The following is a 13,817-nucleotide window of genomic DNA, read 5'->3' on the forward strand; positions in this document are numbered from 1 at the left end:
GTTATTCCTGTTTATCTTTCTTTTGCGCCCATACATGAATGTATCGGCCTAATGAGAGGTACGGCTCTTGACGACAAAGTTTCTCTTCAAGCGCCAATACATCTTCAAACTGGTAATCGCCCATGTTCATTCGATTGCCAATGTAATCACTGAAGCAACGAATGCCGGACTTACCACAAATATTAAAACCTGCATCTTCAATCCACTGATACACGTCTTGTGGCACTAAGCCTTTTTGTGGTTGAAGCTTAAATCGCTTACGATGCGGCATACCTTCTAACACATGAGGAAGGTTGCCACAAACAACATTCTTATACACCAAACCGTGGTGGTTGTAGAACATGATGGAAGCAATACCACCAGGCTTAACCTGCTCCAGCACGGTTTCTAGTGCGGATTTAGGATCCACTAACCATTCCATCACCGCATGAAACATCACCAAATCAACTGGCGCTGACATGTGCTGCGCAATGTCTTGTACTGGAGAATGAATCAAACGATAGTTATCAAGCAAACCATTCGATTCAATGTCCTGCTTAGCTAACTGCAGCATTTCAGAAGATAAATCACATAGCGCCACTTGATGTCCGAGCTTGGCTATTTTTTGTGACATTTGTGCCAAACCACCCCCTGCGTCTAAGACTTGCAGGCGTTGTTGGTCACTCTGGAGCATGGCGAGAGCTTGTGCAAGATCTTGCCAAACAATTACTTGGCGAATCTCACCTTTGTCAGAACCATATATATTTTTTGCAAATTTGTGGGCAATATCGTCGAAATTGCGGTCTTCAGTCACAGCGGCTTGGGTTATCATGTTAAAGATCTACTGACCTTTTGTGGTAAATTTTGTTCGAAAAAAGTGTTTTAGTCGCGTTAAGAGGCTTATAGCCTAGTATTCTAAGCAAAACTCTTCTCAACAAACATAATACGTTGTTGATTCGAACCCTTTGGGCAGTGTTAATCACTCTTTTCGTCTACGGTATAGGTTGAGACCAAATAGTCAAACTACTGGTTAAAGCCTGTGCTTGCTCTTATCAAAATGAAGAGAAGTGACCAACAACTGTAAAAAATCATCTCAAAAGGTCAATGGACCCTTCGCGACGCTATTCTGTCACAAGAAAAGCAGATATAAAGAGCGATTCTCTTAATTTATAATCAACTGGTGTTTTTTCGGACTATTTTAGTATGTTTGAGCTGAAAAAAATCGTTTCTTCTTTGCTCATGCCACTGCCAGCGCTGCTGATCATTGGATTTTTGGGCCTAATGTTGATCATGTTTACTCGAAAACAGAAAACGGGCTGCTTGGTAGTCTTGTTCTCGTTTGTTGGTATCTTCCTGATCGCTTTCCAACCTGTATCTTCTCGTTTGTTAATGCCACTCGAACGCCAGTACACAGCCTTCTTACCTGTCGATAAATCGATAGACTATGTCATGGTGCTGGGCAATGGTCATGTGGTAGATGATCAAATTCCGCCAACATCGGAGCTCAGTCGTGCAGCTCTGATGCGCTTGTCTGAGGGTATTCGTATTCAACGAATTTACCCAGGTTCAAAACTTATCCTGTCTGGTTACTCAGGTGGTACTGAAGTAAGCAACGCACGTATGATGGCAAAAGTAGCATTAGCGCTTGGCGTATCCAAATCCGACATTATTTTGCTCGAAACAGCGAAAGATACGTGGGAAGAGGCGCGACAAGCCGCGGTATTTGTGAAACAAAAAGAACTCGTATTGGTAACTTCAGCAAGCCACATGAAACGTGCGCTTAATGAATTCCATTCTGCAGGGCTCAAGCCCTATCCTGCGCCAACCAACTACCTAGCACAAATGGAAGTTAATCAGTTCTGGAACAAGTACACGCCGAAAGCCGTGTATCTAGAACAAACTGAGCGTTATTGGCATGAAACGATGGGTAGATTGTGGCAGGCTTTACGCGACTGGGTTTCAAATACCGAACAAGCCGCAGTAGAACCGGCACAAAGTGAGCTCTAGCGAAAGCTGATAAACAAAAAACCGAAGCCAAGGCTTCGGTTTTTTATTGCTAATATTGACTATCGCTATTAGTCGCCGGCGAACATGTAACCTTCACCATGAACCGTCACAAAGATTTGCGGATTCTTTGGATCAAATTCCATCTTAGCGCGCATACGACGAATCAGTACATCAATCGTGCGGTCGTTTGGCGCATCCACACGATGACTAATCATATTCAAAATACGCTCGCGGCTTAATACTTGGTTCGGGTACGAAGAAAGCGCCACCAGAAGCTCGTATTCTGCTTTAGTCAGTTTCACTGGCTCACCGTTACGGCTTAGCGCACGACGCTGAATATCAAACATCCACTCGCCAAAGCGGACAATATTCGCATCGTTCTTCTGATCAACCATAGTGCCTGCGTTACGTGCTGCAGAAATACGCCACAACAGGTTTTTCACGCGCACTAACAATTCGCGAAGTTCGAACGGTTTTGTCACATAATCGTCTGCACCCATCTCTAGGCCAACGATTTTATCAATGCTATCCGTGCGTCCTGTTACCAGGATAATTCCAATGTCCGATTGACTACGCAGTTCGCGTGTTAACATCAGACCATCTTCACCAGGAAGGTTAATGTCTAACATAACTAAGTCGATCGAATGATTTTGTAGGGTGTCGCGCATCTGCTCGCCGCTTTCCGCTTCGCTGACTGTGTAACCTTCATTTTGAAAGTAGCCAACTAGCTTACTGCGAGTAACCGCATCGTCTTCTACTACTAATACGTGATAGCTCATCTAAACCACTTAATTTACATTGGGAATTAATTTCAAGTGTATTCTATTCATAAATCGTAACATTTCTAGTATTTGTTAAATTAAAATCTAGAAAGATGATTTTTTATTGATTCAAGACAAAACTAGCTCAGTTGTTAACATATTGCCATTTAATGACCCATTTAATCACAATATGTGTTATCGCTATTCATCTTTGTTCGCTAAAATATTAAAAGTACTGAAACTTGGAGCATTGTTAGATGCAAGAACTAAAAGCGTTTAATGAAAAACGCGCAGAGATTTACTGGTGGTTTTCTAGTCTGTTCGCAAAAGAGCTGACTGAAGCAGAACTTGAGCAATACCAAAGCCCAGCAATCCGTGGCTTTCTTGCTGGTCTTGGTGAAAACCCAACGCTAAAACCTGCGGTTGACCGCCTTGTTGATGCGCTGAATCGTCAGATTGACCGTGAAGATGGTCAGCTTGAGCTTGCCGCTGACTTCTGCGATCTATTTTTGAAGTCAGATAAAGAGTCAGCTCTACCTTATGCATCAATGTATGTCGGTACGACAGGTTTATTGCATGACGAGCCAGCCAATGAAATGGAAGCGCTTCTGACCAAACATGGGGTTGCCGTTAACCAAGACTTGAACGAACCTGCTGACCACATTGCAATCGAACTCGATTTACTTGGTAACATGATCATTCGTTCTAACGAACTTGAACAAGAACGCCATTTGAATGATGCGCTTCTTGAGCAAGAAGCGTTTATTCGTCAGCATATCTTGAACTGGGTACCGAAATTCACAGCGAAAAGCCAAGCATTAGATTCATTTGGCTTCTATTCTTCAGTGGCATCACTGCTGGTTGCTTTCTTAGAATTAGATTGCAACTACCTAGTGGGCGAAGAAAGCTAAAACACCCATCATCAAGAATGAATAGGTTTTTCGTTTGCTACTGGCGACAATGCGGTCTAGAATCGTAGCCGCAAACGATAAAAAAGACGAATCAAGTACAAACCGCTTTAAAAGCGGTTTTTGTATTTCTATTACTTTCTGCCAGTTTTATTCAAAAATGTGAATAGCCATGTGGCAGCTATAAATAGGATCATACCTTATGGCCACTATTAAAGATGTTGCTCGCCTCGCTGGCGTATCAACAACAACAGTCTCACACGTAATCAACAAAACACGTTTCGTTGCAGAAGCAACACAAGAGCGTGTAATGGAAGCCGTTACAGAACTAAACTATGCACCAAGTGCGGTTGCTCGTAGTTTAAAATGTAATACAACACGCACGATTGGTATGTTGGTGACTCAATCAACTAACCTATTCTTCTCTGAAGTAATCGATGGCGTAGAAAGCTACTGTTACCGCCAAGGTTATACGCTAATTCTTTGTAATACTGGTGGTATTTACGAGAAGCAACGTGACTACATTCGCATGCTTGCAGAAAAGCGTGTAGATGGCATTTTAGTGATGTGCTCTGATCTAACGGAAGAACTAAGCGAGATGCTAGATCGCCATAAAGACATTCCTAAAGTGGTGATGGATTGGGGCCCTGAAAGCTCACAAACAGACAAAATTATCGATAACGCAGAAGAAGGTGGCTACCTAGCGACTAAATTCCTTATCGACCATGGTCACAAAGATATCGCTTGTTTAAGTGGTCACTTTGAAAAAGCAGTCTGCCAAGAACGTATCCAAGGTTTCAAACGCGCAATGGGTGAAGCAAATCTAGCCGTTGATGAAGACTGGATTTTAGAGGGTAACTTCGAATGTGACACCGCGGTGTTAGCGGCTGACAAGATTGTTGCAATGGACAAGCGCCCAACGGCAATTTTCTGTTTCAACGATACGATGGCGCTAGGTTTGATGAGCCGTCTTCAGCAAAAAGGAATTCGCATTCCAGAAGATATGTCAGTGATTGGCTACGATAACATTGAGCTAGCTGAGTACTTCTCGCCGCCGCTAACGACTGTTCACCAGCCTAAGCGTCGTGTGGGTAAAAACGCATTTGAGATCTTACTTGAGCGCATTAAAGATAAAGAGCACGAAAAACGCGTGTTCGAAATGCACCCAGAGATCGTCGAACGCTCTACTGTTGCTAAAATTAATTAAATCGAGCACCTATCGATACACTGATAAATGTTTGAGTATAGTACTTTGAAGTAACTCGCATTTATATCAATAGCTGATGGTTAAACTGTCAGCTATTGTCTCTTCCATTCAACTTAATTCTTGCATTAGATTCACAATTATTTCATAGTAATAAGATACTTAGCTGCTAAGTAAACAATCTTTAGCAAAGCAAATTAAGTCACGCACAGGGCAAACCAGACTGAAAAGCTGGGACGCAAAGCCTCCGGCCTAAACAGAATTGTCATCGACAATATGTATGGTAGCGGGGTTGCCGATGGTAGAAATGCGCACGTTAACGGATTACTCTCCTATTTCCTGCACAACTGCTATAATCTCGGACCTGATTTGGTGGCGTATTGACATACACATACACCGAGAAAGTACTGAATGGATAAACCAATTCTTAAAGACTCAATGAGGCTATTTGAGCCGCTAGGTCGTATTAAATCTCGCTCTATGTTTGGTGGGTTTGGGATCTTTGCAGACGAAACAATGTTTGCACTAGTGGTACATAATAAGCTTCACATTCGCGCAGACAGCACTCTAGCGACACAGTTCAAATTACAAGGCTTTGAACCATACGTATACCAAAAGCGTGGCTTCCCAGTCGTCACCAAATACTTTGCACTTAGTGAAGAGTGGTATAACGACAGTGAGAAAACACTGCAAATTGGTCGCGAAGCTCATGCCCAAGCGCAGGAAGAAAAATCAGTACAGGCAGACACCAAACCTACTCGTATTAAGGATTTGCCGAACCTTCGCTTAGCCACAGAGCGCATGCTGAAAAAAGCAGGCATCGACAACGTAGAACAGCTGGAAGAAGCCGGCTCATTGGAAGCCTATAAAGCGATTCGCGATTCGCATAGTAGCGATGTCAGCTTGGAGCTACTCTGGTCTCTTGAGGGGGCGATAAAAGGCACTCACTGGTCTGTGGTTCCTCAAACTCGCCGAGAAGAACTGCTCTCTCGACTACAATAAAATACACTGAGCCAGCAATTGCTGGCTTTTTTTATGAAAGTTTTTCTTTGCTTTGAGGTTCTTATTAAACAATAGGAATAATTTACCCTGCAGATGAACTAAACTAACTCATGGTCGTAAAGCGGGTTGTAGGAGAGCAAAGATGAATAAGAAACTTATTATTGGCATTGCATTAATTGCACTTATTGCGCTGCTTATTACTCAGTTTGGCGATCAATTAACCTTAGAAAATGCCAAAGCACAACAAGCTGTACTCGGCAATTTTATTGAACAAAACTTCATTGTCGCAGCAGTTACATACTTTGCTGCTTATGTGGCAATCACTGCTTTTTCTATTCCTGGAGCGGCGGTCGTTACTTTGCTTGGTGCTGCTCTATTTGGTTTTTGGACGAGTTTACTGCTTGTTTCCTTCGCTAGCACTCTTGGCGCTACCCTAGCCTTCCTTAGTAGCCGTTTTCTACTCCGTGATTGGGTTCAAGGCAAGTTTGGCGATAAACTCAATGCGATTAACCAAGGTGTCGCCAAAGACGGGGCATTCTATCTGTTTTCGCTACGCCTAATCCCTGTCTTTCCGTTCTTTTTGATTAACTTGTTGATGGGGCTGACACCAATCACGACTGCTCGTTTCTATCTCGTGAGTCAAATCGGCATGCTGCCGGGGACTGCGGTGTATTTAAATGCAGGTACCCAATTAGCACAAATTGACAGCTTATCCGGTATTGTCTCACCGTCTGTGCTCGTCTCTTTCGCCTTGCTTGGCTTATTCCCTATCATCGCAAAATGGGCAATGAACAAATTTAGAGGCCAACCTCAGTCAACAACTCAGGCTTGAACCCGCTGAAGTACAGGAGAGCGAATTGAAAATTTACAGCGCTGCCAATCCCCCTCAAGCTCACATCGTCTGTGAGCTTTTGCGTTCGCACAATATCGCTTGTGAAGTGAGAGGAGAAGGTATCTTCGGTCTACAGGGCGAAATACCATTTGGTGAAGCGAGCGAGCCACATGTGTGGCTATTAGATGAGAACAGCATCGCCGAAGCAACACTATTAATTAAGCAATTTGAGCAGCCACATTCAGAAGCTTCTTGGTCATGTCCTCAGTGTGGCGAAATCAATGAGGGCCAGTTTGCCATATGCTGGCAATGTGGCGAATCAATGGTAGAGGCTTAACCTATCTGCTGCTGGATAAAACGGATTGAATGTTGATTAAACTCATCGGGTCTTTCGATATTACACACATGCCCGCAGTTAGCGATTTCTAGTAACTGGCTCTGTCTATGCACCGCAACCATCTCTTTAACCGGCTTAATGAACATATAGTCTCTATCACCCATCAAATACAGCGTTGGGATCGGCAGTTCGCGATCTTTGAAATACCGCATCAATGGGTTTACTTCAGACGCTAATCTGAACCAACGTTTAAACTCTTGCTGGCACAGTTTTTTGGCCTCTCGGATAAAGAGGTGTCGAGATTGCTTTTGCGTCTTCTGAGGCATCACGATATAAGCAAATAAGCTATACAGCCACATATAAGGCACTACATGCTTGAAAGCATTGCCTACCGTAACTAAAAACTGGGAACGAGTGTTTAAACGCGTTACAGCGCCGCCTAATACCATCGATTTAACACGGTCTGCCGCTAACTCCGCTAGATTGCGCACTATGATGGTCCCCAAAGACATTCCGACAAAATGTGCAGACTGAATTTTCAAATGATCCAGCACTTGCAGAATATCAAGTGTCACCTCTTTGAAGGTATAGCGATTCGAGATAAGTTCTTTTAATAACTGGCTCGACTTGCCGTGTCCACGCAAGTCAATCAACAGCAGGTTGAAATGCTGTTTGTACGCTTTTATCTGTTTGAACCAAATCGATGAGCTACCGCCGGCACCGTGGACAAACACAACCCATTCTGTACTTGTTGGGTGTAAATAGGTTTTATGAAATAGCAAACCAGTACTCATTAAGGTTAATAATTAAAATCGATATAGCCAGAGGAAGTGAAGCCTACCATAAGTTTGGAGCGGCTAAACTCAAGTTATATCACTTTATATGATTTTGAGACGAGAAAAGTGTAAAAAAAGGCATCAATTGATGCCTTTTTAACACTATCTGTTAATATTTTTCGTCAGTGTTTGCTCAATGTAACGCACTACGATAAAGCGCTAAGTACTCATCCGCCGCGCGCTTCCAGCAAAACTGTTTCTGCATCGCGTGGAGTTGCACTTGGGTCATTTCTTCTCGCTGTTGCAGATAGAATAGCAAAGCTCGCTGCATAATACTCAATAGCTCCACCGGTTCCGGGTTCAAGAATGCAAATCCAGTCGCGTTCTCCGGGTCACTGTCGTAGTCCACCACACTATCTTTCAGACCGCCAACCGCACGAACGATAGGCAAAGTGCCATACGCCATACTATAGATCTGGTTAAGGCCGCATGGCTCAAACTCTGAGGGCATCAAAAAGAAGTCAGAGCCCGCTTCTACCAAGTGAGCAAGTTCGTTGCTATACGCTTCTACGAACGCAAATTTATCACTATGGCGCGCAGAAATTTCAGCCAACTGGGTCGCTAAAATTGGATCACCAGTACCAACGATCACTAATTGTGCGTCCAACTTTAAGAAGCGCTCTAAGATCGGAAGAAGATAGTGGACACCTTTTTGATTAGTCAAACGACAAACCATACCGAATACAGCGACATCTTTATTTGGCAAATTCACTCGGCTTTGCATCGCCTGTTTGCAGATTAACTTACCCGCCAGCATACTCGAACGCTCAGCATGATATTGCGTAGGCAAGAACGCATCATTAGCCGGATTCCAATCACTATAATCGCAGCCATTGAGAATCCCCACTAAGTCATGCTCGCGCGCACGGAACTCTCGCGCCATGCCATGGCTACCAAGTTCCGTTTTTAACTCTTCTGCGTAAGTTGGGCTCACTGCATTGACTTTGTCTGCGGTCATTACCCCAGCCTTTAGCATCGTAATATGCGTTGGGCTCACCGCGGCATCAGGCGCATAGTGCCCTTGCATCTCAGCTAAGTTAGGGAGTTCTTCGTAGCTGAATACGCCTTTAAACACCGCGTTATGAATTGAAATCACGCTGCGGGTATGGCTAAAAAATGGATGTTCAGCATAACGATGCTTTAGCAGATAAGGGACAAAGCCTGTGTGCCAGTCATTGGCATGGATGATATTTGGCTGGAATTCAAGCTTAGGCAGCATGTCTAGACAAGCAGCGCTAAAAAACGCAAAACGCTCGCCATTGTCGGCATACGCTTGGTTGTATTCAGAATACATTTCATCACGAGAAAAGTATTTGTCACATTCAACCGCATACACAGTGACGTCACCAATCGCTAGTTGGCGAACTTGGTAGGGTGTATGCGGCCAATGATCAAGCTTAGTGCTCAAAACCAATTCAGCACTTTGTAAGGCTTCGATTTTACGATAACCCGGTAATGCAATACGTACATTTTGGTTTAACGCGTGCAGTGCTTGAGGCAGAGCCTTGGCGACATCCGCCAAGCCTCCACTTTTGATCAAACCTTCAACTTCAGACGCAACAAAGAGAATTGATAATTGATCAGTAACCAATGCGAGCTCCTTTCGGAATAACCACGATGCCTTCTTCAGATACATGGTAAAGCTTGCGGTCTTCTTTCAGATTGACACCAATTTGAGTACCTGGGGCGATATCCACGTCTTTGTCGATGATTACACGACGTAGTACACACCCTTCGCCAATTTTTACATCACCAAGTAAGATACTTTCGCTTATATCACACGCAGAAGCAATATTACTGCGGAAACCCAGTACCGATTTTTCGATACGCGAACCACGAACTAAACTGCCATTACATACCAAGCTATCGATGATCTGTACTCGTCCATTATCTGAATCGGTAAACGTTGCTGGCGGTAGCGGTGGATAGTATGTGTGTAGTGGCCACTTGCGGTTGTAAAGTGAGAATGGCGCATCTTTCTTAAGAAGGTCCATATGTGCCTCCCAGTATGCCCCGATGGTACCTACATCGCGCCAGTAGACTTCTTCTTTCTCACCGGTGATTTGATTACAGCTAAAGTCATAAACAAATACGTCACCACGTGGGAACATCTTCGGAATGATATCTTTGCCAAAATCGTGTGACGAATCAGGATTGTCAGCGTCTTCAATAAGCTCAGCAAATAGAGTGGCTGCCTCAAATACGTAGTTGCCCATAGAAACTAGAGCGTGTTCAGGATCGCCAGGGATCGCTTTCGGGTTAGTCGGTTTTTCTTCAAAACCAACCATTCGACCTTCAGTATCCACTTCAATAACGCCAAATTGCGAAGCTTGTGAAAGTGGCATGCGCAGCGCTGATACTGTCAGTGCCGCTTCTTTCTGCTTGTGAAAATCAAGCATCTGCTTGATGTCCATCTTGTAGATATGGTCCGAACCAAAAATACACACTTGATCAGGTTCAGCCAACTCCATAAAGCGAAGGTTTTGATAGATAGCGTCGGCAGTCCCCTCATACCAGCGCTTTCCTGTTCGCATTTGTGCTGGAATAGGATCGATAAAACGATCTGTTATTCCATTGATGTTCCAACCTTTTTTAAGGTGATGAAACAAAGATTGTGATTTAAATTGAGTCAACACATAAATGCGCATCAGATCAGCATTAACGAAATTGTTAAGCGCGAAATCAATTAGGCGATAGCTTCCTCCGAAAGGAACAGAAGGTTTACTGCGAGACTCGGTAAGTGGACGTAATCTCGAACCCTCTCCACCAGCAAGGATCATACCTAAAACACCAGCCATTGATTATTCTCCATATTATTTTTTATCATTTAGTGTCAATTGCTGACACCTTTTCCCTAGGTAGGCAAAGCCTTAACGGTTGGCGTTATTATTGGGAGTGACTCCACTATTATTTGCAAGCCGTCGGTTATAAATTATCCTATCTAATAAAGATTACAATTTTAATTAACTCATACTGCTGCATACTCATAGGTTGCTTCACAAGCACCTGATCCAAGTCACACCACGACTCAATATTGACACAATTCAATAACAGACAACGAACAAAAACATGACGTTCATCATAATTTTCGCTCAAAATTCGTTCAGGACGATTTTTTGATTTTGTGAGCTTTCCACATACAGAACACTTGCATTATAAAACCCTCTGTAAATAGGCAATTTGGCGCATAAAAAAAGCAGCGATAAATCGCTGCTTTTTTACTCAAACCAATTTGGCTTACTTTTTCTTACGCTTATCCGTAATTTCCCATTTACCGTCAACGTAGAGTGCCGTGTACCCTGATGGTTTGCCATCAATTTCAGTACGAACGTAGTTCTCTTTCGTCTTGCGGCTAAAGCGCACGACCATTGGCAGACCATCTGGATCTTTCTCTGGCGCATCCGCTAGGTAGTGGAACTTCGCTGAGATACGATCTTTAAAGCGTTTCAACTCTTCCACTAACGGCGCACGAGTTTCTCGTGATTTAGGGAAAGTGCTAGCGGCTAAGAATAGGCCTGACGCACCATCACGTAGTACAAAGTATGCATCTGAGTTTTCACAAGGCAATTCAGGGAAATGCACTGGATCTTCTTTCGGTGGCGCAACTTCGCCGTTCTTTAAGATCTTACGGGTGTTTTTACATGTTTCGCTGGTGCAATCCATGTACTTACCAAAACGACCGTTTTTCAGCACCATATCGCTGCCACACTTGTCACACTCAACAACTGGACCGTCATAGCCTTTGACTTTGTACTCACCAAATTCAACCACGTAACCTTCACAGTTCGGGTTATTACCACAAACATGCAGTTTACGTTTGTCATCGATTAGGTACGCGTCCATCGCGGTTTCACAGATAGGACAACGTTTCTTAGCGCGCAGTGCCGCCGTTTCTACATCTTCCTCTAGAACGTTGATGATGCCTTCTTCATCGCCGAGGTTGATGGTTGTCTTACAACGCTCTTTTGGCGGTAATGCATAACCAGAACAGCCTAGGAATACGCCTGTCGATGCCGTCCGGATACCCATAGGACGTGAACAGGTTGGACATTCGATATCGGTGTAGACGATGTGGTTTGGCTTCATACCACCTTGATCTTCTTCTTGCTCAGCTTTCTCAAGGTCACCTGAGAAATCACTAAAGAAGTTGTCTAGCACTGATTTCCATTTCGCTTCACCTTCAGCAATTTGGTCAAGCTTCTCTTCCATGCGCGAAGTGAACTCATAGTTCATTAGCTCATGGAAACTGCCATCAAGACGGTCAGTAACAATCTCACCCATCTTTTCTGCATAGAAACGACGTTGTTCAACTTTTACATAGCCACGATCTTGGATGGTTGAAATAATTGACGCGTAAGTCGATGGACGACCAATACCACGCTTCTCAAGCTCTTTAACCAATGCCGCTTCAGTAAAGCGTGCTGGCGGCTTGGTGAAGTGCTGCTTAGGATCAAGATCAACAAGATCAATTTTATCGCCTACTTGTACTGCTGGCAGGATTTGGTCTTCGTTTTTACCCAAAGGACGCTGAACGCGTGTCCAACCATCAAACTTCAAGATGCGACCTTTCGCTTTTAGCGTGTACTCAGCCGCTTTAACGCTCACTGTGGTTGAGTCGTATTGCGCAGGCGTCATTTGACAAGCTACGAATTGGTTCCAAATTAGGGCATACAGTTTATGCGCGTCAGCTTCCATACCTTGTAGGTCTTCCGCTTTAACGGTCACATCTGAAGGACGAATCGCTTCGTGCGCTTCTTGTGCTCCTTCTTTGCTGCCGTAGACATTCGCTTTAGCTGGCAAGTAGGCATCACCAAACTCGCTGCTGATGTAGCCACGAAGAGTTTCAACCGCTTCCGCACTCAAATTCGTCGAGTCAGTACGCATATAGGTGATGTAACCCGCTTCATACAAGCGCTGCGCAAGCATCATTGTCTTCTTAACACCGTAACCAAGACGCGTACTCGCGGCTTGCTGCAGTGTTGACGTGATAAATGGTGCCGACGGTTTGCTCGATGTCGGACGGTCTTCGCGCTTGCACACTTCGTATGCCGCTTTTTCCAGTACAGATACTGCCGCTTGGGTTTCTGCTTCGTTAACCGGTTTAAACGCTACACCATCTCTTTGTGAGACTTGCAGACGGAAGTCAGTTTTGTCTTGCGTTTTGGTATTTGCATGGATATCCCAAAACTCTTCTGGGATAAATGCTTTGATTTCGCGCTCACGCTCTACCAGTAGTTTTACCGCTACTGACTGTACGCGACCTGCAGACAGACCACGCGCAACTTTCTTCCATAGCAGTGGTGACACCATAAAGCCCACTACACGGTCCATGAAACGACGTGCTTGCTGTGCATTAACGCCATCCATACTCAACTCTCCAGGGCTCTGGAAAGCTTGTTGAATCGCGTTTTTAGTGATTTCGTTAAATACGACGCGTTTGTATCGCTCTTCATCGCCACCGATGATCTCACGAAGGTGCCAAGCGATGGCTTCTCCCTCGCGGTCCAAGTCGGTTGCGAGGTAAACGCAATCAGCGTCTTTCGCCAGTTTCTGTAACTCGGCAACTACTTTCTCTTTACCCGGAAGTACTTGGTAGTTAGCTTCCCAGCCGTTGAATGGGTCGATACCCATTTTTTTGATCAGCGATTTACGATCTTTTTCGTGTTTAATGCGCGCTTTTTCTTCAACGCTTAAACCTTTGGTCGATACCGCTGCTGCTTTCTGACCGGTGCTTTGACCTGCTGTTGGTAGATCACGCACGTGACCCACACTAGACTTTACTATAAAGTCCTTACCGAGATATTTATTGATGGTTTTCGCCTTTGCTGGCGACTCCACAATAACGAGTGACTTGCCCATAACTGACTCTGGTGTCCTTTAAAATGACTGATGCGAATTTTATCGCACAACATACTTAAAACATTGCTTCTTTTTTTACTATTGAGCGAGAT

The 13,817-nt window shown here is 44.2% G+C and carries 12 protein-coding genes and 1 riboswitch; of the genes, 6 read left to right on the forward strand and 6 right to left on the reverse strand.

Features of this window, described 5'->3' with window-relative positions; genetic code table 11:
• Position 1 precedes the first annotated feature (1 nt).
• A complete protein-coding gene (gene cmoM, locus IRQ95_RS04785; RefSeq protein ID WP_194436008.1) occupies positions 2-793 on the reverse strand; it encodes a tRNA uridine 5-oxyacetic acid(34) methyltransferase CmoM in 792 nt (263 codons plus the stop codon).
• A 389-nt stretch (positions 794-1,182) separates the two neighbouring features.
• On the opposite strand from cmoM, the gene elyC reads away from it, so the two are divergent.
• Positions 1,183-1,986: an envelope biogenesis factor ElyC gene (gene elyC, locus IRQ95_RS04790; protein WP_194435873.1), complete on the forward strand. Its 804-nt coding sequence runs from the start codon at positions 1,183-1,185 to the stop codon at positions 1,984-1,986.
• Positions 1,987-2,054: 68 nt separating this feature from the next.
• Here the strand turns inward: elyC and torR are convergent, their stop codons facing one another.
• Entirely contained in the window at positions 2,055-2,765 is a 711-nt protein-coding gene (torR, locus tag IRQ95_RS04795; protein WP_075648031.1) for a two-component system response regulator TorR, read from the reverse strand.
• A gap of 239 nt (positions 2,766-3,004) precedes the next feature.
• Between torR and torD the strand changes: the two genes are divergently transcribed.
• The 5 genes from torD to IRQ95_RS04820 all read left to right on the forward strand — a co-directional run bounded on the left by torD (position 3,005) and on the right by IRQ95_RS04820 (position 7,030).
• Positions 3,005-3,658, forward strand: a complete 654-nt coding sequence (gene torD, locus IRQ95_RS04800) for a molecular chaperone TorD (RefSeq protein WP_194435874.1) — start codon at positions 3,005-3,007, stop codon at positions 3,656-3,658.
• 199 nt (positions 3,659-3,857) lie between these two features.
• The gene (purR, locus tag IRQ95_RS04805) at positions 3,858-4,862 is read left to right on the forward strand and encodes an HTH-type transcriptional repressor PurR (RefSeq protein WP_194435875.1); all 1,005 of its coding nucleotides are present in this window, start codon (positions 3,858-3,860) and stop codon (positions 4,860-4,862) included.
• 199 nt (positions 4,863-5,061) lie between these two features.
• Positions 5,062-5,159: riboswitch (cyclic di-GMP riboswitch) on the forward strand.
• A 111-nt stretch (positions 5,160-5,270) separates the two neighbouring features.
• Positions 5,271-5,861, forward strand: a complete 591-nt coding sequence (locus tag IRQ95_RS04810) for a TfoX/Sxy family DNA transformation protein (RefSeq protein WP_194435876.1) — start codon at positions 5,271-5,273, stop codon at positions 5,859-5,861.
• A 142-nt stretch (positions 5,862-6,003) separates the two neighbouring features.
• Positions 6,004-6,693: a TVP38/TMEM64 family protein gene (locus IRQ95_RS04815; protein WP_194435877.1), complete on the forward strand. Its 690-nt coding sequence runs from the start codon at positions 6,004-6,006 to the stop codon at positions 6,691-6,693.
• A gap of 25 nt (positions 6,694-6,718) precedes the next feature.
• A complete protein-coding gene (locus IRQ95_RS04820; RefSeq protein WP_194435878.1) occupies positions 6,719-7,030 on the forward strand; it encodes a putative signal transducing protein in 312 nt (103 codons plus the stop codon).
• Here IRQ95_RS04820 and IRQ95_RS04825 read toward each other — a convergent pair.
• The 4 genes from IRQ95_RS04825 to topA all read right to left on the reverse strand — a co-directional run bounded on the left by IRQ95_RS04825 (position 7,027) and on the right by topA (position 13,725).
• The gene (locus IRQ95_RS04825; protein WP_194435879.1) at positions 7,027-7,824 is read right to left on the reverse strand and encodes an alpha/beta fold hydrolase; all 798 of its coding nucleotides are present in this window, start codon (positions 7,822-7,824) and stop codon (positions 7,027-7,029) included. The two genes, IRQ95_RS04820 and IRQ95_RS04825, sit on opposite strands and share 4 nt — an antisense overlap.
• Positions 7,825-7,999: 175 nt before the next feature.
• Entirely contained in the window at positions 8,000-9,457 is a 1,458-nt protein-coding gene (glgA, locus tag IRQ95_RS04830; protein WP_194435880.1) for a glycogen synthase GlgA, read from the reverse strand.
• Positions 9,447-10,664 carry a glucose-1-phosphate adenylyltransferase gene (glgC, locus tag IRQ95_RS04835; protein ID WP_194435881.1) on the reverse strand — a complete coding sequence of 406 codons (1,218 nt, stop codon included), beginning with the start codon at positions 10,662-10,664 and terminating at the stop codon, positions 9,447-9,449. Before glgC ends, glgA begins: the two co-directional genes overlap by 11 nt.
• 439 nt (positions 10,665-11,103) lie before the next feature.
• Positions 11,104-13,725 carry a type I DNA topoisomerase gene (topA, locus tag IRQ95_RS04840; RefSeq protein ID WP_194435882.1) on the reverse strand — a complete coding sequence of 874 codons (2,622 nt, stop codon included), beginning with the start codon at positions 13,723-13,725 and terminating at the stop codon, positions 11,104-11,106.
• Positions 13,726-13,817: the final 92 nt, after the last annotated feature.

This window comes from Vibrio fluminensis, from assembly GCF_015278125.1.
In the GTDB taxonomy this organism is placed as follows: Bacteria; Pseudomonadota; Gammaproteobacteria; order Enterobacterales; family Vibrionaceae; genus Vibrio; species Vibrio fluminensis.

What these genes read in the sequence shown, in the direction of transcription:
- IRQ95_RS04810 (WP_194435876.1), top strand. Translation starts at nt 5,271, where the DNA reads ATGGATAAACCAATTCTTAAAGACTCAATGAGGCTATTTGAGCCGCTA.
- torD (WP_194435874.1), top strand. Translation starts at nt 3,005, where the DNA reads ATGCAAGAACTAAAAGCGTTTAATGAAAAACGCGCAGAGATTTACTGG.
- torR (WP_075648031.1), bottom strand. Translation starts at nt 2,765, where the DNA reads ATGAGCTATCACGTATTAGTAGTAGAAGACGATGCGGTTACTCGCAGT.
- purR (WP_194435875.1), top strand. Translation starts at nt 3,858, where the DNA reads ATGGCCACTATTAAAGATGTTGCTCGCCTCGCTGGCGTATCAACAACA.
- topA (WP_194435882.1), bottom strand. Translation starts at nt 13,725, where the DNA reads ATGGGCAAGTCACTCGTTATTGTGGAGTCGCCAGCAAAGGCGAAAACC.
- IRQ95_RS04825 (WP_194435879.1), bottom strand. Translation starts at nt 7,824, where the DNA reads ATGAGTACTGGTTTGCTATTTCATAAAACCTATTTACACCCAACAAGT.
- elyC (WP_194435873.1), top strand. Translation starts at nt 1,183, where the DNA reads ATGTTTGAGCTGAAAAAAATCGTTTCTTCTTTGCTCATGCCACTGCCA.
- glgC (WP_194435881.1), bottom strand. Translation starts at nt 10,664, where the DNA reads ATGGCTGGTGTTTTAGGTATGATCCTTGCTGGTGGAGAGGGTTCGAGA.
- IRQ95_RS04815 (WP_194435877.1), top strand. Translation starts at nt 6,004, where the DNA reads ATGAATAAGAAACTTATTATTGGCATTGCATTAATTGCACTTATTGCG.